The organism is Dactylosporangium sp. NPDC005572 (assembly GCF_040605515.1).
GTDB lineage: Bacteria > Actinomycetota > Actinomycetes > Mycobacteriales > Micromonosporaceae > Dactylosporangium.
In genome coordinates this window covers 1-24461 of record NZ_JBEXCY010000175.1, presented here as the reverse complement: position 1 = coordinate 24461, position 24461 = coordinate 1, and the positions used below count along the sequence as shown (strand labels likewise).

Below are 24461 nucleotides of genomic sequence, written 5' to 3'. Positions count from 1 at the left end.
CCCCATGATCAGTCGATCATGTTTGAGAAGCTCCACGAAAGCGGGGGTGGCTCAGGGCCTGTGCTGGTAGGCCCGGAGCTGGGCGGCGTTCCGTTAGGCGCCGGAGCGTTCGCTCCTCCCATATATGCTGCGACATAGTCTGCGTCGAAGTGGCCGCCCCAGGTAGTCGCGGCGTTGAGCGGAACGCCGTTGTTCGCTGGCATTTCCCCGCCGATGGCCAGATTCAGCACGATGAAGAATCCGTGGTTGAATCCCAGGTCCCAAGCGTCGGGCCTGACATTGAGCATTTTCCAACCTCATCCCGGCTGTTCTTCGACGTGTTGTAGGACGAGGATCGCGGCGGTCAGTGCGGTGGCTTGTTGTGGGCAGCAGCGCAGTCGGCGTAGGAGGCGCCGGGTCTTGAGGGTGGCGTTGGCGCGTTCGCCGGTGCCGCGGATCTGGTTGTGGCTGTGGTTGCAGTCCCGCATCCGGGCCGGTAGGTCGCGGCCGTAGTGCGGCACGCCGATCGCACCGCCGGCGCCGCGATATGCCTTGTCGGCCAGGGTCGCGACGGCGGCGCTGGTCAGTGCGGCGGTGATGCCGTGGGTGCGGGCGGCGGTCAGGTCGTGGGTCCCGCCGGGCAGTGCCGGTGACAGCCAGACGAGCGGCCGTGCGGATCGGCGATGACCTGTACGTTCACCTCGTGTCGCCGATGTTTGATGCCCCTATGTTCGTCAAGTAGTAGCGGGCATACCTGTGGCGGTCATGACTTTGAAGATTTCGCGGGCGATGTAGCGCTCGAGGCAGCGCAGGATGTCTCGTGTGCTGCGGCCGTCGGTGGTACGGCGCTGGACGTAGGCACGGGTGCGCGGGTCGGCGCGTAACCGGGTCAGCGCGATGCGGAACAGGGCGGCGTTGGCTTGTCGGTTGCCGCCGCGGTTGAGGCGGCGACGTTGCGTTTTGCCTGATAAATGCTCGATCGGGCTGACGCCGCACAGTGCGGCGAAGGACGCCTCACCCGTGAGCCGATCGGGGTTGTCACCAGCAGCGATCAGGAGGGTAGCGGCACTGTCGTGACCGACGCCGAACAGGTCGAGCAGCTTGGGCGCGGCGGCTTGGACCTCGGCGGTGATGAGTCGTTCCAGTTCCCGGATCTCGGTGGTGAGGTGCTCGATGCGTTGAGCGAGCAGGCGTAGCGTCCGGCGGCTGGCAGTGATGGCGGCGCCGGCGGCGGCAGGTTCGAGGTTGGCGCAGTGTCGCACCTGAGCGCGGGTGCTCAAGCCGGTAAGTTGCTCACGCAAGGCGGGATCGCCGTTGACCAGCACGCCTTTGAGCTGGTTGATCGCCTGGGTGCGGGACTTCACCGCAGAGTCTTTGGCGAGTTTGAAGTACCGCATGGCTTCCATGGAGCCGTCCGCGGTCTTCGGAACAACAGTGGCCTGCCCTGAGATCACCGCGCGAGCAGCTGCTTCGGCATCCACGGTGTCGCTCTTGCCCCAGCGCCGGCGCATCGCACGATTCGGGCGGTTCACCTCGATGACGGTGATGCCCTCGGAGCGCAGGAACCGGGTCAGACCTGCTCCCCACGAGCCGGTTCCCTCAACACCGGCGACGACTGTGTCACCGAACCCGTGCGCCCAGGACAACAGTTGCTGATAGCCGGTGATCGTGGTGGGGAACGAGGCGGTGGCCAGCATCGCCCCGTGGCTGGTCAGGGCGGCGGCGTGGACGTCCTTGTGGGTATCCACCCCGATCACCACTGGGCTGCCGGGTGTAAGCGGTTCGGACGGAGGGCGCAGACGCGGTGGTCACGGTTGAGTTCTCCCGGTTCGGGCAGTTGGCGACATTGATCTCGGACCGACTGGCGGTCAGGACTGTGACGGTGCCTGTTCGCGAAGGCCCCTATCGGGACACGCCCAGCCGGTCCGAACTGTCACGCGCTGCTGCGGGCTGTGATCGACAGATCAAACACAAGGCACCAAGGGCCAGCCGGAGTACGGGTCAGATCGCACCCGCAGCAGCGCACCTTGATTCTCACAGCCCGAGTAGTGGAGTCGGTCTTTGTGCCCGCGGAGGCGGTCGATGGCGATCAGGGTGCCGTCGAGGATGACGTATGCGAGCCGCGGATGCGGCGTATCGCCTCGATCAGCGTCGGTGCGGTGGCGGCGAGCAGGTCGACCGCTTCGCGGATGTACCGCCAGGCGGTGGCCACGCCGATGCCGAACCCGGCGGCGAGCTGGGCGTAGGTGTCGCCGTTGCGGAGGTGGGCCAGGGCGAGAGGGCTTCCCGGCCAGGGTCGAGGCGTCGCCACCGCGTACCCAGCGTCTGTCGATGGTTGCGGATCAGGGTAGTGAGGTGGTTGAGGCTGCGGGTGGACAACGAGATCGCCGACGGGTAGGACAGCATCGAGAGGCTCCGCGGGAGGGCAGCGTCCTTGGTCGATTGCTGTCTTACCGGGAGCCTCTCCCCGTCTTGCCGACGGCCTATGTCCTTCCGACGGCACCTCGCCTGACCAGCAGGATCAGACAGATTTACCGCAATGAGCAGGCCGACCCCTGTCTTGAACCGAAAGGACCATCAATGGTCAGTGAGCGGAAGCCGCCGACGGTCGTGAAGGCGATGCTGGGCGGGCGGGCGCCGCTGGCTGACGAACACCCTGCGGGGATGGTTCGAGACCACCCTCGCAGGCCCGGCGGGCCCGTTGTGGCAACGACTGATCGCCCGGCCGGTCCAGCCGGGCGACGCCACCAACTGGGGCGGCTCCCCGCCGAGCGACGTCACCAGCTCGTCGGAGCGGTACGCCGGCGAGCCGGGCGAGACCTGGGCGGAGTACGGCTTCATCCCGGAAGGGCAAGAGCAAACAGTCGGCGTGCAGCCGTTCACCTTGGCAGGCTGGGCCGCCTGCCTCGACAATGTCGGCGTCACCACCGGCTTTGCGGAACTGCACATCTTCGAGCTGCACCGCCTGGCACACTTCGTCGCGCCAGGACGCCCCGGGGTGTTCGTCTCCGCCTCGGTTCGCACCCGCGGCGACGGCGCGTTGTGGTACAGCCTGACGCTGACAGTCCCAGCAGACTGGGCCGGCAGCCTCCTGCCGGTGCTCCGGGCGGCGGCACAGAGCGGCAACCCGACGTACGGCGAGATCTCCTACGCGGCCCGACTGCGGCAGTCGGCCCGCGAGGTAGCGCTCAACCGGGACGGCGACGCAGGGCTGCTGTCCTCGGAGCGTCTCGCCCGCGGGTACTCATGGCTGACGGTGATCGCCCAGGACCTCGGTGAACGTCTGGGCGGCGTCGAGGCGCTGCGTGACAGCGGGGCTTCACCGAGGTCCAGGCGCTGACCGCCGGCGGGTTCTGGTTGCTCGCCACCGACCGAATGGCTGAATACGGACCGGATCAAGCAGACCGCGTATTCAGCGCGCTTCGACCCGTCCTGGATCGCACGAAACACCCCGAGGCCGAGCGATCCTACGACGTGCCGCGGCTACTGGCGCCGAAGGATCTTGGCCTGGCGTCGTAAGACTCCACGGGAGGCAGCGTCCTTGGTCGATTGCTGTCTTACCGGGAGCCTCTCCGCGTCTCGACGCCGCCCATGCCCTTCCGGCGGCACCCCACCTGACCAGCAAGATCAGGTTGAAAATGGCTCACTGGCACACGCCGAACAACAACGATGCCGCCACAGCGAACCGACTCGGTTCACCACAGCGGCACCGCCCAGCAATCCCTCAAATCGCGACGTACTCTTCCATCCTGAACTCCGACAACGGCAGCGGGAAGGCACGACCGACCTTCAACTCCGCCACCGGAGCCGATGGCCCAGACGCAACGTCCTCACGGAACTGACGTGACCATCGCCGAAACACGCCGATAGTGGCACGCTCGTCACCTACCAACGGTGCGTTCTCCACGTACATCTGGTGATCCCAAATCTGACGGTCCAGACTCTCGACATTCAACGCCTGACGTGCCTGCTCCTCAATGACGGCTTTCGCCCGCCCCTTCGGCTCATCACCATCATCGTCGACCCGCCCGACGTAGATGGAAAGGGCGTAGATCGACGAATCCTGATCGATCGGGGTGATCGAACTGACCTGCACCGTCGGGTGTAGTCCGTGGATCCGGCTGTACACCAGTCCAAGGCCCCACTGAAAGTTTTCGATGCGGACCGTAGCCGGGCCCCTGCGGGTGGGCACCGCGCCGGTGAAGTCAGTGAAGAACATTGGCCCGGCGGCGCCTGCGGCGTTCACGACCGGGATGTCGACCCAGCCGTGGACAGTACGCATGTGGCTGATGTCGGCAACGTTCTCGAACGCGAACTGCGGTGGGAAGTTCACGGTCGTACGCTTCACGCCATGGGGATAGAGCGGGTAGTACGACGGGTCTGCGGATTCGTCGAACGTCGGCGGGAGCCAGGACGGCTCTTCGTCGCCGGTACGGCTAAACCACAGGTAGATGATCCCGTCGGACTCATGCGTCCGCCAGGTCCCCAGCGACTTCTTGATGCATCGATCGAGGCCGGGAACGGCCGCGTTCGCACCGTCCGAGCCACGCCACTGCCAGTTGTGATAGGGGCAGACGATGTTGTCTCCGTTGACGGCGCCGCCGTAGCCGAGGTGCGCGCCCATGTGCTGACAGTGCGCGTCCAGCAGGTACACCTTCCCGGACTCGGCACGGAACGCCACAATGTCGCGGCCGAAGTACCGTAGTGGTTTGACCACACCGACGGGCAATTCACCCGAGTACAGCGCGTGATACCAGCCGGTTCCGTATGCCCTGACCGAGACAGTGCTGGATGCCGTCATGTCGATCCCTCCTCCGCTCGAGCTCGCCGTGGCACGCGGCCCGATGCTTCGGCGGAAAGGCCGCTCGCGGGCCATGTCAGGCGCTTCCTGTGTCACAATGTACCTTAGAATGTGCTCTCATGCCAGGCTCGTCAGTTCGGCAGGGCTCAGCAACTCGGGCCCTCACCGCAGCACCAGGTCGTCCACGACACGCTGGCGCAGTTCCCTCGCCTCGCGCGGCATATTCCAGGCGATAGCCGCGACGACACGGCCAGACGCGCTGTATATACCGGCGAATCTGCCTACTGCGGGATGCCCTGCTACGACGGTCAGCTCGGCGTTCGCGTCCGGGGTTCCGTACGCCTGCAGCCGGACGTCGAACTGGTCCGTCCAGAAGTACGGGACGGGTGTGTAGTCCTGCTCGATGCCCAGTAACGTACGCGCGGCGACCGTTCCCTGTTCGGTCGCGTTGAGCCGGTGTTCCACGCGAACGCGAACGCCCAGACACGGATGCATCCAGTTCGCGACGTCCCCCGCGGCGACGACGCCTGGTGCAGCCCAACCGCGTGTGTCGCAGTCAACTCCGTTACTCAACGAAAGCCCGCTACCCTGGAGCCATCCGATGTTCGGCGTCGAGCCGATCGAGACTAGGACAAGCTGCGCGGCGACGGCTGTACCGTCGTCGAGTCGGACGCCGCTGACGCGTCCGGCCTCCGTGTCAAGCGCTGTGACGCCGACGCCGAGGCGCAACTTCACTCCCCGGGATCGGTGGAGTTCGGCCACCAGATCGCCGATCTGCCGCCCAAACTGCCGGATGAGCGGGGCGTCGAGGGGGTCAACCAAGGTGACCTCGAGCCCGATCTCACGCGCGACGGCTGCTGCCTCCGCACCGAGGAAGCCTGCGCCTACCACAACGACCTCGGGTTTGGTCAGAAGGTCGGCGCGGAGCGCGAGCGCATCGTCAAGCGTTCGCAACTGGTGCACGCCGGCGAGGTTATTCCCGCCGGGCAGGCACTTCGGTGTGACGCCGGTTGCGATGACAAGTCCATCGAAGTCGTGCCGACCGCCCTCGGCGGTGTACACGTGGCGGGCGGCAAGATCCAGCCCAGTGGCGCGGGTGCCCAGATGCCAACGGGCACCCAACGCATCGAGCATTTCCTGTCCGCGCAGCGCCGTCCGGTGTGGTTCCCAGGCACCGCGCAGCACCTGTTTGGACAACGGCGGTCGATCGTAGGGCAGATGGCGCTCGTCTCCCACCAGCGTCAAGTCTCCATCGAAGCCTTCTCGGCGTAGAACCTCGGCAGCAGCCAAGCCGGCCGCGGACGCACCGACGACGACGATGCGGTCCATCAATGTCACTCCTCCAGCAGCTCGATGGCAAGCGCCGGACATGCGTGCGCTGCCTCGCGAACCGCATCGTGCAGTTCGGTCGGCGGGCTCGCCTGCAAGAGGATCACCAGTCCGTCCTCGTCGCGTTGGTCGAACACGTCAGGGGCGGCGAGAACGCATTGACCGCCGCCGACACACCGGTCGAGCTCCACCCTGACCTTCATATGCGGTCACCTTCCTCCGTTTTCACCAGGTGACGGGCAGTTCTTCGACGCCGTAGACGATGTTGCTGGCCTTGAACCGAATCGCGTCGAAGTCGGTCGCTAGGGCGAGCGTCGGGACTCGTCGGTACAAGGTGCCGTACACCACCTGCAGCTCCACCCGTGCCAGTGACTGTCCCAGGCATTGGTGAACCCCATAGGCAAACGCGATGTGATGCCTTGCCTTGCGGTGGATATCGAGGCGGTCGGGATCGTCGAAGGCTGCGGGATCGCGGTTGGCGATGTCGTGTGCCGCGATGACGCCCTCCCCCGCCTTGATTTGTTCTCCGACCAGTTCCAGGTCCGCCAGAGCGACACGGCGCCGGCCGGTGTGCACCACGTTGAGCCAGCGCAGCAACTCCTCGACCGTGTTTGCGATCAGTTCCGGGTCGTCGGTCGAGCGGACCTCGTCGAGCACCTCGGGGTGCCGCAGCAATGCGAGGGTGCCCAACGCGATCATGTTGGCAGTGGTTTCGTGGCCAGCGGTCAGCAGCAGTTGCAGCATGCTGACCAGCTCGGCGCGGCTGAGCAGGCCGGGCCGTAACTGCTCGACAACCAGGTTGCTGATCAGGTCGTCGCGTGGCTCGTCGTCCTTGAGGCTCACCATTCGGTCCAGAAAGTCGAACATGGCTTCCATGGCGCCGACGGCCTGCTCCGGAGTGGACGATTGGGAGATCATCGTGCGGCTCATCCGATGGAACAGGTCCCGCTCGGTGTAGGGCACGCCCATGAGGTCGCAGATGACCAGCGAAGGTACCGGCAGGGCGAGCGCTTCGACCAGGTCTACGGGCTTGGGGCCGGCGAGCAACTCGTCGACGAGACCGTCGACGAGTGCCTGGATCTGCGGGCGCATGGCGGCAGTGCGCTTGACTGTGAAGTATCGCGTGAGCAGCCGCCGCTTGGCGTCGTGCTCGCGCCCGTCCATGTTGATGAATGTCTTGGCGGTGCGACGGCGAGCCTCGGAGCCTTCACTGAAGTGGGGAAAGCCCGGCCGGTCCGTGTCTGAGCTGATGCGGGGATCCGATAACACGGCACGAACGTCGTCATATCCGGTGACCAGCCATGGTGCGCTGCCGTCCCAGAGCCGAACCCGCCGCACCTTCTCGCCGGCCTGGAGAGCCGCGAGCGCCCTGGGTGGATCGAACGGACATTGCCGGACCATGGGGTACGCCTCTAGATCCTGAGCCGACTCGGTCATCCCGACCTCCTAAGATCCGACCCGTTCGTGGCACACTAACACGCAACTAGTGTAGTTGTGTCACCACGGTACCACCGAGACACCCAGGAGCGAAGATGGCACCCAAGACCTGGTTCATCACTGGCGCCTCCGCCGGTTTGGGACGGCACATGACCGAACTGCTGCTGCGACGCGGTGACCGCGTGGCAGCCACCGCTCGCCGCGTTCACGCCCTGGACGACCTTCACGACAGCTACGCCGGCCAACTCTGGGTCGCCCACCTCGACGTTACCGACACCGGCGAACTGCGCAACGTCGTCGACGCCGCGTTCGCCAGCCTCGGCCGCATCGACGTCGTTGTGTCCAACGCAGGCAGCGGCCTGGTCGGTGCGGCCGAAGAGGTCACCGACGACCAGCTGCGCGCCCAGATCGACACCAACCTGATCGGGCCGATTCAGCTCGCCCGAGCCGTGATCGCCAAGTTCAGGGCGCAGGGCGGGGGACGGATCATCCAGGTGAGCAGTATGGTCCCGATCGCGATCCCTGGCCTGAGCCTGTACCACGCAGGCAAATGGGGCATCGAGGGCTTCTGGGAGGCGGTCATCCCTGAGGTCGCCGGATTCGGGATCACCGTGACCCTCGTACAGCCGGGCTCAGCACGCACGGCCTGGGGTGCCAGTGTGACCGTTGCGCACGCGATGGCCGAGTACGCCGACACGCCGGTCGCCGTACGCCATGCGAAGGCAAGAGATCATAGATACGCGCAACGCAATCCCGGGGACCCAGTCAAGATGGCACAGGCAATCATCGACTGCGCCGACACACCGGACGCGCCCCGGTGGCTCCCCCTTGGGTCGGACGCCTACCGACTCATCGGCGAAGCCCTGCGCACGCGGCTGGCCGGGCTTGAGGCGGTACGCAGCACCACCTGCGCAACCGACGCCAACGACTAGCCCCATCCCGGGTGTGCATCGGCGACCGAATCTGGCACGATGACACGCATGGCGTTGCATCATGACACCGCAATGGAGTACGTATTCGACTGGCGCAGCGCGGCGCGGATCGACGGCTGGCTGCTTCGAGACGGCGTATGGCGACACGACCGAACAGGCGATGAGCGACCGGACGAACGGTACGTGTATCTCGGCAGTGGCACCTGGGCAGAGACCTGGCCACACGAACCAAGCCGGCCGCCGTCCACAGTCAAGGAGCCCGCATTCGAGTTCTGAGACGATCGTCAGTTGGCCGCTCGACGACTCCTTCGGCGGCTAACTGGTGCCAGCCCAGGCAGAACGAACGTGCGGAGCAGGGCACGCAGGTGGTCGTCATCATGGCGAGTGATCATCGGATTGGGCACCAGCAGTGAAAACATCAAGTGGGTGATCCACTCAACGGCATCGGCGACGGAAATGTCGGTGCGCAGTTCCTGCCGCTCCTGAGCCTTCTTGATGTACGGAGCCAGAAAGCGCTCCACGAGCGACGTGAAGGCTGGGCCACCGAACAGCGTCTCGAAAGTCTCGTCCTTGGTGTCGGCGGCGAAGAGCCAGGCCAGTGCAGGACTTTCCGACACCCTGTGCATCATGACCAGCGAGACCTCCACCAGGCCCTCACCGAACTCATGCGTCTCGTAGATCCGGCGCCCTTCGCGACTCAGGTCCTCGAAGTCTTGGGACACCACCGCCGAGAACAGCTCGTTCTTGTTCGCGAAGTACCGGTAGACCGTCCGGCGCGACAACCGCACTTCGGAGGCCACGTCATCGATGGTGGTCTTGGCGATCCCGAACCGGCGGAAGCACGCTGCTGCGCCGCCGATGATCCGACGCCTGGTGTCGTCGTTGAGCTCACCGGCGGTTCGGGCCTCAGCCACATTCACTCCCCAGCAGCGACACAAAAGCACAAATCATGTAACAAGGATACGCATACGATTCGGCAGGTGTCGACGCGAGTCACCGCCCTTCCTGCGACACAATGTGCCTGGTAGTGTGTCAAAGTGACACGCGAACTCGGTGGCCGACAACGTCCCCCGTCACCCCAAACGTTCACTACAGCCGGGAGCAGCCACATGTCGGGATGGAGCGTTGACCTCTCCGGCCGTACCGCCATCGTCACCGGTGGCGGCAGCGGCATCGGCCGCGCGACCTGCCTGGCGCTCGCGCACTGCGGGGCCGATGTCGTCATCGCCGGCCGGCGCGAGGACGCGCTGCGGGAGACCGCCGAACTGCTGACCACACAGACTGGATCGCGAGCGCATGTGACCGTCACCGACGTCCGGGACCACACAGCAGTGGAGCGAATGGTCCAGTACGCGATCGACCAGTCCGGGCGGATCGACGTCCTGGTCAACAACGCCGGAGGAACCATACTCCGACTGATGGAAGATCAACCGATGGAGTCCTGGAACAACATGATCACGCTGAACCTCACGAGCGCCTACAGCGCCACCCGGGCCGCGGCGCCCCACCTGGAAAAAGTCGGCGGTGCGATCGTTAACGTCTCGTCATCTGCCGCGACGACTGGAATCCGGGGTGGCACCGCCTACTGCGCCGCCAAGAGCGGCGTTGAGATGCTGACCAAGGTGTCGGCGGCGGAACTGGGCCCACGCGGGATCCGGGTGAACTGCGTCGCTCCCGGCATGGTCGGCTCCGACGGTGCCCAGCGGTCCTGGCGCCGCGCCGGCCTCGACGTCCCGGCGATCGAGTCACGCATCCCGCTCGGTCGAGTGGGCACACCTGAGGAGGTGGCGCGGGTGATCGTTTTCCTCGGGAGCGCGGCGTCCAGTTACATCACCGGCGAGATACTGCGAGTCGACGGCGGACCGCAGATGGAGGGACCCCTGACATGAACGGCATCGCCGCACCCCTCTCGAGCATCAACATCGGCGACATCCGGGTAACCTGGGTTCCGGACGGCATTCACCATTCGGATGCCCGGTACCAGTACCCGGACCTTCCCCCATCCGTATGGTCCGACCACAGCGAGGTGTTCGATCAGGACGGCTGGCTGGTGATGAGCATCGGCGCAACCCTGATCCAGTCCTCGATGCGGACCCTCCTGGTCGACGCAGGATTCGGGCCACGCACCCTTGATATCGGGAAGCTCAGCGGCGGCGGACAAGGCGGCGACCTGATCGGCGGCCAACTGCTAGACAATCTCGCCAGTCTTGGTGTGCGCCCGGACGACGTGGACGACATCGTCCTCACCCATCTGCATCTCGACCACATCGGCTGGATCACCGGTACGGATGGCAAGGTCACGTTTCCGAACGCCCGCTACCACGTCCATGAAGACGAGTGGCGGCATTGGAACCAGCCCGAGGTGATCAGCCAGGGCACCGGTGCCACCCTGCAGCAGTTGGCCGTGATCGGGCAGACACTGGCGCTAGTCTCCGGCAGCGACGCGATCGCTCCGGGCGTACACGCGTTTCCCACGCCGGGACACACCCCGGGACACACGAGCGTACTCGTCGCGGACCTGACGCGGAGCGCGCTGGTATTGGGCGACGCAATGCATTGCTCGGTAGAACTGCAGCACCCGCATGCGTCGTTCATCTTCGACCATGACCCTGTCGAGGCGGCCCGTTCTCGCCGCCGGATCCTCGAACGGCTCAGCGAACCGAACACCTGGTACGTCGGTACCCATTTCCCGAACCAGGTGTTCGGCTCCCTCGACGGCTCGGATGCGCCCGTAGAGCGCCGACCGCTCGGCTGACCGTCAGCGTAGGACGAACGCGCCGTCGACCACAATGTGGCTACCCTGCAGGTAGGAGGCGTCATCGGACAGCGCGAACAGGATTGCCGCGGCGATCTCCTCGGGTCGTGCCATCCGGCCCATCGGCACCAGCGACTTGGCCATGGTGGCCGCCGCACCGCCGGCGGCCACCATGGGCGTGTCGGTCACGCCTGGCGAGACGACGTTCAGCCGGATCCCGGTCGCGGCGTAGTCCAGTGCCGCCGATTCGGTCAGCCCGAGTACGGCGTGCTTGCTGGCTGTGTAGGCACCCCCCCGCGGCAGCGGCGTGATGGTGTTGACCGAGGCAACGTTGACGATGGCACCGCGTTGCTGTGCGACCATGTGCGCGAGTTCGTACTTCATCGACAGGAACACGCCGTCCAGGTTCACTGCGAGCGTGGCCCGCCAGTCCTCGAACGCGGTCTCGTGCACGAGGCTATGCCGTGCGGCGACGCCGGCGTTGTTCACCGCCAGGTCCAGGCCGCCGAGCGTCGTCACTACCTCGTTGACTGCCTTCTCGATCTGTGCCGGGTCCGCGACGTCCGCGGCAACGGACAGTGCCCGGCCACCGGCGGCGACGATAGCCTTCTCCACCGCAGCGAGCGCATCGGGTTGCAGTCCCACCAGCCCAACCGAGGCGCCCGAGGAGGCGAGTGCCTGTGCAGTGGCGGCGCCGATGCCCGTCGCTGCGCCGGTGACGAGCGCGACCCGGCCACTGAAGTCGAATGTCATCTGCTTCCTCTTTTCATCGCGGACCGGTTCCTGGGGTTCACGCCGGCCGACGGCGCAAAATGCTGTGCAGGAGTTCGACGCACAGCGCCCGGCGGTATGCGTCGCTGGCGCCGGGCAGCCGTACGGGCGGGATTGCGGCGATCGTGGCGGCGATGACGTTGTCGTTGTCGGCACCGGCCAGGATTGCCTGTTCGCCTGCGTAGGCGCGGCGGGTTGCCGGTCCCATGCCGGCGAGGCCGATGCTGGCCGATCCGGAGAAGGCGGCAGCAACGGCAACGATCGAGGGATCGATGCTCCGGTATCGGAACTTCTCGAAGCCCCATGCGGACACGTCGCCGGGCAGTGTCGGCAGCCTGATCTCTGTGATTATCTCCTGCGCGGTCGCGTCGATCCCGCCCTCGGGGAGGTAGCAGTCGGCCAGCTGGCGAGACCGGGAACCGGTCGCGGACACCAGGGTTATCTCAGCGCGGAGGGCCACCAGGACCGCGGCGATATCGCTTGTCGGATCTGCCTGTGCAATCGACCCGCCAATCGTTGCCCTGTGCCGGACCTGCGGATCGCCGACGGTCGCCGCAACGTGAGCGAGCATCGGGAAGTTCCGCCGCACTACGTCGGCTCGGTAGACATCGCAGTGCCGGGATGCCGCTCCGATCAGGACCGTGTCCCCCTCCCGGCGGATCTGCCGGAGCTCCGATAGCTGCGAGATGTCGATCAGCAACTGCGGGCGGACACGCCGCTGCTTCAGCGCGGGCAGCAGCGCGTGCCCTCCGGCGAGGACCTTCGCTCCGCCCCGATCGGCGAGCAGAGTGGTCGCCTGGGGCACGCTCTCAGCCTGGACGTAGGCAAACATCGGCAGGGTCATGCCGTGCCGATTTCGGCCACGTCAAGGACGGCGTCCACGATGTTCTGGTATCCGGTGCACCGGCAGAGATTCCCCTTCAGGCCATTACGCACCGCTGCCTCATCCAAGGGGCCGTCGCTGGCGAGCAACGAGACTGCTGCCAGCAGCATTCCGGGTGTGCAGTATCCGCATTGCAGGGCGTGGCGCCGACGAAAAGCCTCCTGGAGCGGATGCATCTGGCCCGGCGATGCCAGGCCTTCTACCGTCGTCACCTCGTGGCCGTGGGCCTGCACCGCCAGTACCGTGCAGGACTTCACCGATTCGCCGTCGAACAGTACGGTGCATGCACCGCACGAGGTGGTCTCACACGCCATCCTGCATCCGGTGAGGCGGAACCGGTCCCGCAGGCACTCCACCAGCAGCTCCCAGCCGGCAACCTCCGTCGTCCGTGCCGCTCCGTTAACGATGACGGCGACGGGGTGGAGGCCTGGAACGGTCTCGACCAGCGGTTCTCGATGTGGCACACTGACACAATATACGTGCTTCAGTGCTTTGGCGACTGCGCGTTTCGCGCGGTTGATTGAACCGAACGCGGAGGTGGGCTATCAGTACGCAACTCAATGGGCGCGTTGCCGTCGTGACCGGGGCAGCCGCAGGGATCGGGCGTGCCTACGCCATCGGCTTGGCACGCGCAGGTGCGGCAGTTGCAGTCGCCGACATCAACGAGGCTGGCGCAAAGGAGACGGCCGCGCTGATCGAGGCCGACAGTGGCCATGCCGTACCGTTCGCCGTGGACATCAGCGACCGCGCCAGCACACTGCGGCTGGGCGATGCGGTACGCGATCAGCTCGGCAACGCGCACATCGTTGTCAACAACGCGGCGATCTTTCACAAACTTGAGAAACACCCGCTGCTCACCGTCGACATCGGCTACTGGCGCAACGTGTTCTCCGTCAACCTCGACGGGGCGCTGCTCGTCACTCAGGCGTTCGCGCCGCAGCTGATCAGCAACGGGTGGGGCCGGGTCATCGTGCAGACGTCAACCGCAGCCTATACCGGCCCCGGAATGTATGGCGCAACGAAACTTGCGCTGCTGGCACTGATCCGCGGATTCGCCAAGGAGCTCGGCGGGTATGGCGTCACCGTTAACGGGATCGCCCCAGGGGCCACGATGACCGACGCCATGCTCGACACCGTGCCCCAGGAGCGCCTCGGCGAGATTCTCGCCGCGCAGGTGATCAAGCGGCACGGCAGCACCGATGACCTGGTGGGTCCGCTACTGTTCCTGTGTAGCGACGCCGCCGCATGGGTCACCGGACAGACGCTGCTGGTCGACGGTGGGGCGACCCCACGACTGTGACCGGTATCGGCGCCGCGCAGCCCCGCCTGGAGGACCCAGACCTCCTCACCGGCCACGCGAAATACACCGCTGATCTGGCGCACGATGCCGCACATGCCGTGTTCGTCCGCTCGCAACACGCACACGGACGCATCGTGGCGCTGGATACGGCAACGGCGCGATCGATGCCCGACGTGGTGGCGGTGCTCACCGCCGAGGACCTCGCCGCCGTCGGCCCCATTCCCTTCGCACACGCCGGCGGTGAGATCTCGGCCGAGTTCCACCGCCGGCCGCTGGCTTGCGACGTCGTTCGGTTCGTCGGCGACGTGATCGCCGTCGTCGTGGCACGGACCAGGGCGGCAGCATTGGCGGCTGCGGAGCAGGTCGGGGTCGACGTCCAACCGTTAGCGACTGCCGTGACGATCGAGGAAGCGCTGGCCAGCAACGCGTTGTTGTTCCCCGCGAGCGGCACCAACGTCGCCGTCAGCAGCGTGCTCAACTCTCCTGGGCCCGATCGGCCGGCCTCGGCTGAGACGGTCTCGGTGACCACACACGTGGTCAATCAGCGGATGGCCGTTGCGCCGATGGAGCCCTCAGCGATTCTGGCGGTGCCGCACGGCGATGAGCTCACGGTGTGGGTGTCGACGCAGATGCCCCACAGCCTCCGCGATCTGATCTGCGAGTTGCTGCGGATACCCCCAGCAAAGCTCCGCGTGATCTGTCCGGCTGTCGGTGGCGGATTCGGCGGCAAGACGCCGTATGACTCCGACTATCTCACCATCGTCGCCGTCGCGCATCATCTGGGCGTTCCGGTGCGCTGGTGCCAGAGCCGCGCCGAAAACCTCACCACGATGCTCGGACGAGACCACCGATTCGACGTTACGCTGCGCGCGCGTCCCGACGGCCGCATTGAGCACCTGGCGGTCCAGGCCGTCACGAACGTCGGCGCATACGCTGGCGTCGGGGTCGGCATGATCCACACTGCCCGGGCTTTCGCCACCGGGCCCTACGATATCGCCGGGCTGCGGTACGAACTCCGATGTGTCACCACGAACACCGCGCCGACCGGCGCGGTCCGGGGCGCCGGACGGCCCGAGGCGACCCACGCTCTGGAACGCGCTGTTGACGAGCTGGCCGACCGACTCGGGATCGACCCGGCGGAGCTGCGCCGGCGTAACTTCATCCGGCCCGAGCAGTTCCCGTACCGCAATGCCGCCGGGGCGACCTACGACTCAGCCGACTTTGACGCCGCACTCAGTGAGGCTATGCGCCTTGTGCAGTACGACCAGCTGCGGGCCGAACAGAACAGCCGCCGGTCCGGCGGCGACCACGGGCTGCTCGGCATCGGCATCGCCTGCTATGTCGAGGTCTCGGCCAACCCGGAAGGCTTCGACCGCGAGCACGCTTCGGTCGAGATCACCGAGAAAGGCGACGCGGTGGTTGTCGTCGGTACCTCGGCGCACGGGCAAGGGCATCACACCATCTACGCCCAGATCGTGTCGACGGTCCTCGGTATCGCGCCTGATCGCGTGAATCTCGTGCAGGGCGACACTGGACAGGTCCCGCGCGGTGTCGGCACCGGCGGCTCACGCTCTGCACAGATCGGCGGCTCCGCCGTACACGCCGCCTGCACTGAGGTACTGCACCGAGCACGCGAGTTGACCGCCGTGATCCTCGGGACGTCCGTTGCCCGGATCGCAGTGCGCTCCGACGGATTGGGCCGCGCCGACGGTCATGGCCGGCCGGTGCCGTGGAGCGAGCTGGCTCGCCACGCGCGGCTAGGCACGCACGGTCCACCGGCACCGCTGCGGGCCGCGCCAGAATTCGTTCAGGGCGGTGGTACCTCGCCATTCGGCAGCCATATCGCGGTGGTGGAGATCGACCCGGCTACGGGCCGGGTCACGTTGCGTCACATCGTCGCCGTCGACGACTGCGGCGTCGTGCTGAATCCGCTGCTGGCCGATGGCCAGGTGCACGGCGGCTTGGCACTCGGCATCGGTCAGGCACTGTTCGAGCACAGCGAGTACGACGCTGCCGGCATTCCCACGACGGCGAGTCTGGCCCAGTACCGCATGCCGAGTGCGGCGGACCTACCGCGGTACGCACTCGGCCGCACGGTCACCCCGACGGACAAGAACCCACTGGGAGCGAAGGGATTGGGCGAGGCTGGCAGCATCGGTGCGCTGGCGGCCGTACACAATGCGGTCGCGGACGCGTTACGCCCCCTGGGCGTGCGCGGGCTCCACCCACCGTTCACGCCTGAACGCGTGTGGCAAGCCCTTCAGGCCACGCGGCGCTGATCGCTCCGCGACGCCGAACTCCCTGCGGTGATCAACGCACCATCGTCCGGCCGCCGTCACACACCAGCACCTGTCCCGTGATGTATCTCGCGCCCGGGGTTGCCAGGAAGACCATCAACGGCGCCAGATCGCGCATGGGATCGCCAAGGCGACCATCAATCGGGGTCGTGGCGGCAATGCGGGCATCGTGGCGGGCGAGATCCTCCCCCGACAGATGATCGCGTGTCGCCTGATACATCGGCGTACGCATGCCTGGGCAGATCGAGTTGACCGTGATCCCGTACCTGCCCCATTCATAGGCGACCGTTCGCGTCCAGGACAGCACCGCCCCCTTGCTGGCCGCATACTGGCCATGCTGCGCGTATCCGCGAACACCAGCTCCAGAGGCGAAGTTCAGGATCGCTCCGCCCCCGTCGCGCAGCAAGCGGAAGGCGGCCTGGTTCGTGAGCATCGTGCCGCGGGTGTTCACCGCGAAGACCCGATCCCAGTCCTCGACGGTGATGTCCTCGGCGGGGCCGACCATCTCGATGGCCGCAGCATGCACCAGCACATCGAGGCCGCCTGCGACCTCGCTGAACGCGTCGAACGCAGACCGGACGGAGTCCGAATCGGCCACGTTGCACTGGTAGAAGTAGGCCGAACCCGGGCCGGCCTCGCTGGCCTGCTCGGCGGTCTTGCACCCCTCGTCAGCCTTGATGTCGAGCGCGCCGACGATGGCTCCGGCCCGAGCGTACGCCGTGACGAGCGTGCCGCCGATGCCCTGAGCACCGCCAGTGACGATGATTCGACGTCCTGTCAGTTCCATCCAGTTCTCCATCTCGTTGTCGGGTTCCGTCGCGTGGTCGACGGGCCAGGTGCGCCGGTCCGCGTGTATCGACCACGTTACTGTTGCGTGACACAACAACACAGTTCTAGTGTATGTGTGTCAAGACCCCGTGCGCAGTATCTCCCGACAGCGCAAGCAGCAGGAGGCAGGCGTTGGACTCATTCGCGGCGTTGTTCGACCTTTCAGATCGGGTCGCTGTGGTCACCGGCGCAACCCGGGGGCTCGGGTATGCCATCGCCCACGGACTGGCCCGGGCCGGTGCCGGCGTCGTGGTGGCCAGCCGCAAGAAGGATGCCTGCATCGAGGCCGCCGATCGCATCCGGGCCGAGACCGGCCGGCCGACCCTCGCCTATCCGATCAACGTCGGCCACTGGCACGAACTCGACGGTTTGATCGACGCGACCTACGATCGTTTTGGGCACTTGGACGTCCTGGTGAACAACGCCGGGATGTCTCCACGCTACGACTCCATAGACACGGTCTCCGAAGCGCTGTTCGACAAGATCATGGCTGTCAACCTCAAAGGCCCGTTCCGGCTGTCAGCGATCGCCGGCAGCCGGATGGCAACCGACCGGGGTGGATCGATTGTCAACATCTCCAGCACGGTGTCATCGCGCCCGCGTCCGGAGCTGGTTCCCTACGCTCTGGCCAAAGCTGGTCTGAACAATCTCACGCTCGGCCTGGCACAGACGTTCGGTCCGACCGTGCGATGCAACGCCATCGTCTGCGGCACCTTCCTGACCGACATCAGCAAGCACTGGGACCAGGAGGCCTTCGCAGCACGCGCCAGGCAATTCGCGCTGGGCCGTGGCGGCCATCCGGACGAAGTCGTCGGCACGGCGCTGTACCTGGCATCCGCGGCCTCCAGCTTCACCACGGGGGCGCTCCTCACCGTCGACGGAGGCCAGCCATGACAGCGCAGCAAGCCGATCCCGATCTGTACGACCTGACCACGGCACATCGCGAGTTGCAGGCCTGCGCGCAGGCGCTGGCCGACAGGGCGGCACCGTTGGCCGCCGTCGCTGACGAGGGCGACGTCGTCGAGCCCCGCATACGCGCCCTACTGCGCGACAGCGGCCTGTGTTCGCTCATGGTCCCGCACCGTTTCGGAGGTCGGTACGAGCGCATCGATCCACTCGCGATCACCATCGTTCGTGAGGTACTGGCCGCCACCAGTGCACATCTTGACTCGCTGTTCGCGATGCAGGGGATCGGGAGCTACGCCCTCGGACTGGCCGGCCACCCGCAGGTGCAGCAACACTGGCTGCCGAGGGTCGGAGCCCTCTCCGCGGTCGCGGCGCTCGCCCTGACCGAGCCCCACGTAGGGTCCGACCTGCGTGCCATCACCACACAGGTCGTTGTCGACGGCGACGATCTCGTCCTGCACGGCCGCAAGTCGTTCATCACCAACGCTGGGGACGCGGACATCTACACCATCCTGGCGCGCGAGGCGGACGGATACTCTGCGGTGCTCGTACCCGCCGACACGCCTGGCCTGAGCGTCGAGAAGGCATACCAGATCATTGCCCCACATGTGCTCGGTGATGTCCTCCTTGCTGACGTCCGGGTTCCGCTGACGCATCGCATCGGCGCGCCGGGACAGGGACTCCGGCTGATGCTCGAGACGCTGGCCGGGTTTCGGGTGTCGGTCGCTGGCGCCGCTGTCGGTGTCGCACAGGCCGCACTGAACGAGGCGGTTCGGCACACCACATCCCGGCAGCAGTTCGGAGCCCCGCTGGCTGACCTCGGCGCGGTCCAGTCGGTCCTCGCCCAGTCCTGGATCGACATTGAGCTGGCGCGCAGCCTCACCTACCGGGCCGCCGCGGCGGCGGCCCGGGATCCGTCTGCGGCGTTGCGCCTGTCGTCGATGGCGAAGGTCGCCGCGACCGAGGTCGCCGGACACGTCACCGATCGCGCGGTGCAGCTGGCCGGCCGGTTCGGGCTGGTCCGCGGCAGCAAGATCGAGCGCCTGTATCGCGAAGCACGCCCGATGCGCATCTACGAGGGCGCCACTGAGGTAATTCTTCAGTCGCTGGCCCGACAACTGGTGAAGGGCAAATCATGATCATTGACGCGCATTGCCATGTCTGGCCGGATGCGATCGCCGCCCGTGTCCTGGCCGGACGGCCAGCAGGCTTGGCTGCCCGGCATGACGGGACCGTCGCAGGACTGCTGAGAACGCTCGACGGGGCGGGTATCGACATGGCGGTCTGCCTGGGTGTGGCTGCCGAAGCTCGCGCGCTGGCCCGCACGAACGAATTCATCGGGGCCCTCGACCGGCAGCGGTTCATCCCGTTCGGCACCGTTCACCCCGAGGTCAGCGTTGAGACGAACCTGGCCAGCCTCCAGACGAACGGGATCGTCGGTGTGAAGCTACACCCGTTGTTCCAGCAACTTTCCTTCCGCGATCCGCGCGTCGTCGAGTTGATGTGTGCACTTGCCGAGGCCGGACTTCCGGTGTTGGCGCACGCCGGAGCCGGTGGAAGCGATGCAGACAACGAACGTGGCGCGCCGGAGGCGTTGCGAAGTCTCCTTGACCGGGTGCCTTCGCTCCGGCTGATCGCTTGCCACTTCGGTGGCTACCACCGCCTCACCGAGGCGCGGCAGAGCATCATCGGCTCGACGGCGTTCATCGAGACTTCCTGGCCGCCCGAGCTGTCGGGCCTCGATCTGGCCGAGGCCCGGGCCATGATCGGCCGTCACGGCGCTCGCCGGGTGGTCTTTGGCTCGGACTGGCCGATGACCGATCCCGCAGCCGAGATCGCCGCCGTCCGAGCGCTCGGCCTCGAACCCGCCGACGAGGCCGCCGTGCTCGGCGGAACGATTGCCGAACTGCTCTCTCTCAACGCTGCCCCAGGCCTGCCGACGCCTGCGGTGCTTGACCGCAACACCCCATGACGTCTTCGAGCGAGGTTCGATGTGAGTGCACTGATAGAGGTCAAGGACCTCCAAGCCGGATACGGTTCGCTGCCGGTCGTCCGCGGCCTGAACCTGTCCGTCGCTGCCGGCGAGATCGTCGCGCTGCTCGGGCCCAACGGCGCCGGCAAGACCACTACCCTGCTCACCTTAGCTGGTGAGCTTCCCGCCCTCGGCGGAACTATCGCCTTCGACGGCTCGGCGAAGGCCCGCCGGATGCACCGGCGGGCACAGCACGGGCTGGCGTTCGTGACCGAGGATCGGTCGGTGTTCATGCAGCTCACCACTGCGGAGAATCTTCGTGTCGGCCGAGGCGACATCGACTACGCGCTCACGCTGTTCCCCGAACTGAAACACCGGCTGCGGATCACCGCGGGATTGCTGTCCGGCGGCGAACAGCAGATGCTCACCCTGGCGCGTGCGCTCAGCCGCCGCCCGCGACTGCTGTTCGTCGACGAGCTCTCGTTGGGACTCGCTCCGCTCGCCGTGGAACGCCTGCTCGGCGCGGTTCGCAGCGCCGCTGACACCGGCGTCGGCGTGCTGCTGGTCGAGCAGCACGTCACCAAGATCCTGAGCCTGGCGGACCGGGCCATTGTGATGCGCCGCGGCATGGTGGACATCGAGGGGTCAGCCGCCGAGCTGCGCGCCCGGCAGGCCGACATCCGGGCGAGCTATCTCAAAGCTGCCGCACAGGACGCGGCACCGGACGCGCCGGTGTCGCCGGCATCGCAGTCGGAGGTGGAAGCATGACCTGGCTTCAGTACAGCATCCTGGGTCTGGGCTCCGGCGCAGCATATGCACTCCTGGCACAGGGGATCCTGCTGATCTATCGGGGATCCGGCATCGTCAACTTCAGCCACGGCGGCTTCGCCATGTTGGCGGCGTACATTTTCAACGTCGAGCTACGCGACCATGCGCGCCTGGGCGTACTGCCGTCCTTCCTCATCACCGTTGCGCTCGTGACGGTCATCGCCGGTCTGGTGCATCCGCTCATCATGCGGCCGCTGCGCAACGCCGCACCCATCATCCGGATCATCGCGACGCTCGGCATCCTGATCGTGCTGCAGGCATCGGCAACACTCGTCTGGGGCAGCGCGTCCGTTCCGGTCTTGCCGGTTTTCCCCAGCAAGGCATTCCACGTCGCCTCCGGCCTCACGATCTCGGCCGACCGGCTAATCCTGGTCGCCATCGCGCTCATCGCTACCGCCGTGCTGTACGGCTACAGCCGCTTCACGATGATCGGAGTCGCCACCCGCGCCGCAGCCGAGAACCAGCGAGCCGCGTCGGCGCTGGGTTGGTCACCGGACCTGCTCGCGACCGCGAACTGGGCCATGGGTGGTGCGCTGGCCTCGGCGGCCGGAATCCTGATCACCCCGTACGCCAGCCTGGACATCAACGTGCTGACCATGGCGGTCATCTCGGCGATGGCCGCCGCGCTGATGGCCAGCTTCCGGTCGTTCCCGATCGCGATGCTCGCCGGGCTGTTCATCGGCGTGGTGCGCAGCCTCCTGATCGGCCCGCTCGACAGCATCTACCACCAGCCCGGCGCGCAGGACGCGGTGCCGTTCCTGATCATCCTCGCGGTGCTGGTGTTTCGCGGCCGCGGACTACCGGTCCGCGGGTCCATCATCGACCGGCTGCCGTCGCTGGGCACCGGCGTCGTCCGTGCGCGAGTTCTCGTCCCTGTGCTGGCGGTGGTGACCTTCCTGGTGCTGGCGGTCTTCTCGCCTGCGGTCAACGTCGGCGTCGGTATCTCGGTCATGGCCGGCATCGTGATGCTCTCGGTCGTCGTCCTGACCGGCTTCACCGGGCAGCTTTCGCTGGCCCAGTACGCCCTTGCTGGGCTTGGCGCGCTGTTCGCCGCGCGGATCGGCATCGGCGTCCTGCATTGGCCGTTCACGCTTGCACTGGTCATTGGTGTGCTCGGCGCCGCTGCCTGCGGTGTCGTGTTCGCACTGCCGGCCCTTCGAACTCGCGGGGTGAACCTGGCGGTCATCACTCTGGGCCTCGGGTTGGCCGTGCAGTCCGTCATCTTCAGCAACCCAGCGCTTTCCGGCGGCTACGGCGGGCTGAGTACCGGCACACCCGAGGTCTTCGGGATCAGTCTTGACCCGATCCTGAGCCCGCAGAATTACACCCTGTTCGCCATCGCCTGCTTCGCAGTGGTCGCCTTCGCGTTAGGCAACCTGCGCCGTGGCCAAGCTGGCCGCAGGCTGATATCCGTGCGGGCGAACGAGCGGGCCGCCGCAGCGCTCGGCGTCAACGTCACGGCGACGAAGATCTACGCATTTGCCCTATCCGCCGGCATTGCCGGGCTCGGCGGCGCGCTGCTGGCGTTCCAGGCTCCGACGCTCGTGGTCGGCACGGGGTATACGCCGATCGAGTCGATCCAGACGGTCGGGCTTGCCGTCGCCGGCGGCGTCGGATATCTGATTGGGCCGCTGTTCGGTGGCATGCTGCAGAACGGTGGGCTGGGAACGGTGATCGGCAACCAGTTCGCCGCCATTGACAGGTGGGTCGCGCTCATCGGCGGCCTGGTGTTACTACAGATCCTGCTCACCCAGCCCGACGGCCAGGCGGGCGTCACGGTACATCAGCTGCGTTCGCTCACCAAGCGCCTGCGCCGGGGCCGCACCAAGGCACAACCCGTCGCCGAGCCCGCCGCACTACCGCCCCTTACCCCGTCGCGCGTCGCGCCGCGAGCGCTCCAGGTCCGCGGTCTGAGTGTGCGATTCGGCGGTGTGCTCGCGCTTGACAGCGTTTCACTCGATGTCGAACCCGGTCAGGTCGTCGGCCTGATGGGTCCGAACGGAGCTGGCAAGACCACGCTGATCGACGCTGTTTCCGGTTTCGTCAGACCCACCGGCGGCACGGTGCGCTTCGCCGGAGAGGACATCAGCCGATTCCCCGCCTTCCGAAGAACCCGCGCTGGCCTGTCCCGATCGTTCCAGTCACTGGAGCTCTTTGACGACATTTCAGTGCGCGACAACCTCCTCGCCGCGGCCGACTCGCGGTCGGGCTGGGCATACGTGACCGATCTGCTCTGGCACTTCCGTCGGCCGCTGCCGTCGGAGGCGCGAGCCGCAATTCGAGAGTTGGGCCTCCTCGAGGACCTCGACAAGAAGCCCACCGAACTGCCATTTGGCCGCCGACGACTCGTCGCCATCGCCCGCGCGATCGCGGCACACCCGTCGGTGGTCCTGCTGGATGAGCCGGGCTCCGGCCTCGACGAGAACGAGAGCGCAGAGCTCGGTCGGCTGATTCGCCGACTGGCGGAGACTTGGGGCATCGGTGTCCTGCTCATCGAGCACGATGTGCAGATGCTGCTGGATACCTGCGACCACATCGTCGTGCTCGACTTCGGCAGGCAGATCGCGGCCGGCGCACCCGCCGAGGTGCGGACGCACCCTGCGGTCCTCGCCGCCTACCTCGGCCAACCCGAGAAAGCGGATCCAGCGGTCGCCACGGCGGATGTTCTGGCCCGACCCGAGCCAGCATCGCAGCCGTCCTGACAGCGCGACCGCAGCACGGCTGGATTATGGCACAATGTCTCGACAGAAGTGTCATCGTGCAATAGGCTGTTGCTCAGATCACAGCCCCACCAAGTCCCCGCCCGAACCGGCCCAGAGCGGCTCGCCGCCGCCAGAACGGGCGCCGTGAGCGGAGTCCCGAGATCGGCAGCGGGGACATGCGAACGAAACCAGCAGCCATAGCTACGATGCGAGGAGTCCGCATGAAGCGAATACGAGCTTGGAAGGCGGCAGGCACCGCAATCCTGATCGCCGCCGCGCTCACCGCGTGCAACTCCGGCGATTCCGCCGCCGACAACGCCGATCCGATCAAGATCTCGGTCATCCTGGCCACCGGCACGTCCAACGCCAACTGGGACGAGATGCTGTCCGGGGCGCGCGCCGCCGCCCGAGCGATCAACGCAGAAGGCGGCGTCAAGGGCCGCCAGATCGAGATCGACTACTGCAACGAGAAGAACGACCCGAACCAGGCCGCCGCCTGCGCCCGCAAGGCCGAAAGCAGCGACGACATTGCCATCGTCGGCCTGGAGAGCACCTACGCCATCCAGTCCGTCCTGCCCAGCCTGAGGACCATCCCGAACATCGGGCCGATGGCGCTGTCGGACGCCGAGATCACCTGCGCGACCTGCTACGCCTACGACGGCTCGCTGTTCGCGGCGTTCGGTGCCGGCCCGTACCTCGCCAAGCTGGTCGGCATCAAGTCGGTTGTCAACGTCACCCAGG

24 protein-coding genes and 1 pseudogene are annotated in these 24461 nt (G+C 66.6%); 13 read left to right on the top strand and 12 right to left on the bottom strand.

The features are described from left to right. Window positions 1-296: 296 nt before the first annotated feature. The 3 genes and pseudogenes from ABZS66_RS46915 to ABZS66_RS46905 all read right to left on the bottom strand — a co-directional run. A complete protein-coding gene (locus ABZS66_RS46915; RefSeq protein ID WP_354769537.1) occupies window positions 297-602 on the bottom strand; it encodes a hypothetical protein in 306 nt (101 codons plus the stop codon). A gap of 111 nt (window positions 603-713) precedes the next feature. Beyond that, a complete protein-coding gene (locus tag ABZS66_RS46910; protein ID WP_354769536.1) occupies window positions 714-1727 on the bottom strand; it encodes an IS110 family transposase in 1014 nt (337 codons plus the stop codon). Between the two features lie 249 nt (window positions 1728-1976). Continuing rightward, window positions 1977-2385: pseudogene (locus ABZS66_RS46905) on the bottom strand (transposase family protein); the annotation flags it as partial. Between the two features lie 295 nt (window positions 2386-2680). Here ABZS66_RS46905 and ABZS66_RS46900 point away from each other — a divergent pair. After that, entirely contained in the window at window positions 2681-3319 is a 639-nt protein-coding gene (locus ABZS66_RS46900) for a hypothetical protein (RefSeq protein WP_354769535.1), read from the top strand. Between the two features lie 384 nt (window positions 3320-3703). Here the strand turns inward: ABZS66_RS46900 and ABZS66_RS46895 are convergent, their stop codons facing one another. The 4 genes from ABZS66_RS46895 to ABZS66_RS46880 form a co-directional block, all read right to left on the bottom strand. Continuing rightward, on the bottom strand, window positions 3704-4780 hold the full coding sequence (locus ABZS66_RS46895) for a Rieske 2Fe-2S domain-containing protein (protein WP_354769534.1): 1077 nt from the start codon (window positions 4778-4780) through the stop codon (window positions 3704-3706). Window positions 4781-4942: 162 nt separating this feature from the next. Then, window positions 4943-6109, bottom strand: a complete 1167-nt coding sequence (locus tag ABZS66_RS46890; protein ID WP_354769533.1) for an FAD/NAD(P)-binding oxidoreductase — start codon at window positions 6107-6109, stop codon at window positions 4943-4945. Between the two features lie 5 nt (window positions 6110-6114). After that, the gene (locus tag ABZS66_RS46885) at window positions 6115-6312 is read right to left on the bottom strand and encodes a ferredoxin (protein ID WP_354769532.1); all 198 of its coding nucleotides are present in this window, start codon (window positions 6310-6312) and stop codon (window positions 6115-6117) included. A gap of 22 nt (window positions 6313-6334) precedes the next feature. Continuing rightward, a complete protein-coding gene (locus ABZS66_RS46880) occupies window positions 6335-7546 on the bottom strand; it encodes a cytochrome P450 (protein ID WP_354769531.1) in 1212 nt (403 codons plus the stop codon). A gap of 95 nt (window positions 7547-7641) precedes the next feature. Here ABZS66_RS46880 and ABZS66_RS46875 point away from each other — a divergent pair, with 95 nt between their 5' ends. Then, a complete protein-coding gene (locus ABZS66_RS46875) occupies window positions 7642-8478 on the top strand; it encodes an SDR family oxidoreductase (RefSeq protein WP_354769530.1) in 837 nt (278 codons plus the stop codon). 48 nt (window positions 8479-8526) lie between these two features. Beyond that, window positions 8527-8754, top strand: coding sequence for a hypothetical protein (locus tag ABZS66_RS46870; RefSeq protein WP_354769529.1), 228 nt, complete (start codon window positions 8527-8529; stop codon window positions 8752-8754). Between the two features lie 8 nt (window positions 8755-8762). Here the strand turns inward: ABZS66_RS46870 and ABZS66_RS46865 are convergent, their stop codons facing one another. Next, window positions 8763-9392, bottom strand: a complete 630-nt coding sequence (locus ABZS66_RS46865) for a TetR/AcrR family transcriptional regulator (RefSeq protein WP_354769528.1) — start codon at window positions 9390-9392, stop codon at window positions 8763-8765. A gap of 195 nt (window positions 9393-9587) precedes the next feature. Here ABZS66_RS46865 and ABZS66_RS46860 point away from each other — a divergent pair, with 195 nt between their 5' ends. Together ABZS66_RS46860 and ABZS66_RS46855 are read left to right on the top strand one after the other, a co-directional pair. Then, entirely contained in the window at window positions 9588-10367 is a 780-nt protein-coding gene (locus tag ABZS66_RS46860; RefSeq protein WP_354769527.1) for a glucose 1-dehydrogenase, read from the top strand. Next, on the top strand, window positions 10364-11233 hold the full coding sequence (locus ABZS66_RS46855; protein WP_354769526.1) for an MBL fold metallo-hydrolase: 870 nt from the start codon (window positions 10364-10366) through the stop codon (window positions 11231-11233). The genes ABZS66_RS46860 and ABZS66_RS46855 overlap by 4 nt, the downstream gene beginning before the upstream one ends. A gap of 3 nt (window positions 11234-11236) precedes the next feature. Here the strand turns inward: ABZS66_RS46855 and ABZS66_RS46850 are convergent, their stop codons facing one another. Genes ABZS66_RS46850 through ABZS66_RS46840 form a run of 3 tightly spaced genes read right to left on the bottom strand, consistent with a single transcriptional unit; the run spans window position 11237 to window position 13351 of the window. Then, complete coding sequence (locus ABZS66_RS46850; RefSeq protein WP_354769525.1) at window positions 11237-11986, bottom strand: SDR family NAD(P)-dependent oxidoreductase; 750 nt, start codon at window positions 11984-11986, stop codon at window positions 11237-11239. A 37-nt stretch (window positions 11987-12023) separates the two neighbouring features. Then, the gene (locus ABZS66_RS46845; RefSeq protein ID WP_354769524.1) at window positions 12024-12848 is read right to left on the bottom strand and encodes an FAD binding domain-containing protein; all 825 of its coding nucleotides are present in this window, start codon (window positions 12846-12848) and stop codon (window positions 12024-12026) included. After that, on the bottom strand, window positions 12845-13351 hold the full coding sequence (locus ABZS66_RS46840) for a (2Fe-2S)-binding protein (RefSeq protein ID WP_354769523.1): 507 nt from the start codon (window positions 13349-13351) through the stop codon (window positions 12845-12847). Before ABZS66_RS46840 ends, ABZS66_RS46845 begins: the two co-directional genes overlap by 4 nt. 113 nt (window positions 13352-13464) lie before the next feature. On the opposite strand from ABZS66_RS46840, the gene ABZS66_RS46835 reads away from it, so the two are divergent. Both ABZS66_RS46835 and ABZS66_RS46830 read left to right on the top strand, forming a co-directional pair. After that, on the top strand, window positions 13465-14187 hold the full coding sequence (locus ABZS66_RS46835) for an SDR family oxidoreductase (protein WP_354769522.1): 723 nt from the start codon (window positions 13465-13467) through the stop codon (window positions 14185-14187). After that, window positions 14184-16466 (top strand): xanthine dehydrogenase family protein molybdopterin-binding subunit, encoded by a 2283-nt coding sequence (locus tag ABZS66_RS46830; RefSeq protein ID WP_354769521.1) that lies wholly within the window; start codon window positions 14184-14186, stop codon window positions 16464-16466. Before ABZS66_RS46835 ends, ABZS66_RS46830 begins: the two co-directional genes overlap by 4 nt. A 31-nt stretch (window positions 16467-16497) precedes the next feature. On the opposite strand, the gene ABZS66_RS46825 is transcribed toward ABZS66_RS46830, so the two are convergent. Further along, window positions 16498-17271 carry an SDR family NAD(P)-dependent oxidoreductase gene (locus tag ABZS66_RS46825; RefSeq protein ID WP_354769520.1) on the bottom strand — a complete coding sequence of 258 codons (774 nt, stop codon included), beginning with the start codon at window positions 17269-17271 and terminating at the stop codon, window positions 16498-16500. A gap of 173 nt (window positions 17272-17444) precedes the next feature. Here ABZS66_RS46825 and ABZS66_RS46820 point away from each other — a divergent pair, with 173 nt between their 5' ends. The 6 genes from ABZS66_RS46820 to ABZS66_RS46795 form a co-directional block, all read left to right on the top strand. Next, entirely contained in the window at window positions 17445-18206 is a 762-nt protein-coding gene (locus ABZS66_RS46820; RefSeq protein ID WP_354769519.1) for a glucose 1-dehydrogenase, read from the top strand. After that, complete coding sequence (locus ABZS66_RS46815; RefSeq protein WP_354769518.1) at window positions 18203-19357, top strand: acyl-CoA dehydrogenase family protein; 1155 nt, start codon at window positions 18203-18205, stop codon at window positions 19355-19357. The genes ABZS66_RS46820 and ABZS66_RS46815 overlap by 4 nt, the downstream gene beginning before the upstream one ends. Further along, window positions 19354-20190: an amidohydrolase family protein gene (locus tag ABZS66_RS46810; protein ID WP_354769517.1), complete on the top strand. Its 837-nt coding sequence runs from the start codon at window positions 19354-19356 to the stop codon at window positions 20188-20190. The genes ABZS66_RS46815 and ABZS66_RS46810 overlap by 4 nt, the downstream gene beginning before the upstream one ends. Window positions 20191-20211: 21 nt before the next feature. Next, window positions 20212-20958, top strand: coding sequence for an ABC transporter ATP-binding protein (locus ABZS66_RS46805; protein ID WP_354769516.1), 747 nt, complete (start codon window positions 20212-20214; stop codon window positions 20956-20958). After that, the gene (locus ABZS66_RS46800; protein WP_354769515.1) at window positions 20955-23720 is read left to right on the top strand and encodes a branched-chain amino acid ABC transporter permease/ATP-binding protein; all 2766 of its coding nucleotides are present in this window, start codon (window positions 20955-20957) and stop codon (window positions 23718-23720) included. Before ABZS66_RS46805 ends, ABZS66_RS46800 begins: the two co-directional genes overlap by 4 nt. A gap of 221 nt (window positions 23721-23941) precedes the next feature. Beyond that, on the top strand, window positions 23942-24461 hold a 520-nt coding region (locus ABZS66_RS46795; protein ID WP_354769514.1), incomplete at its 3' end, for an ABC transporter substrate-binding protein.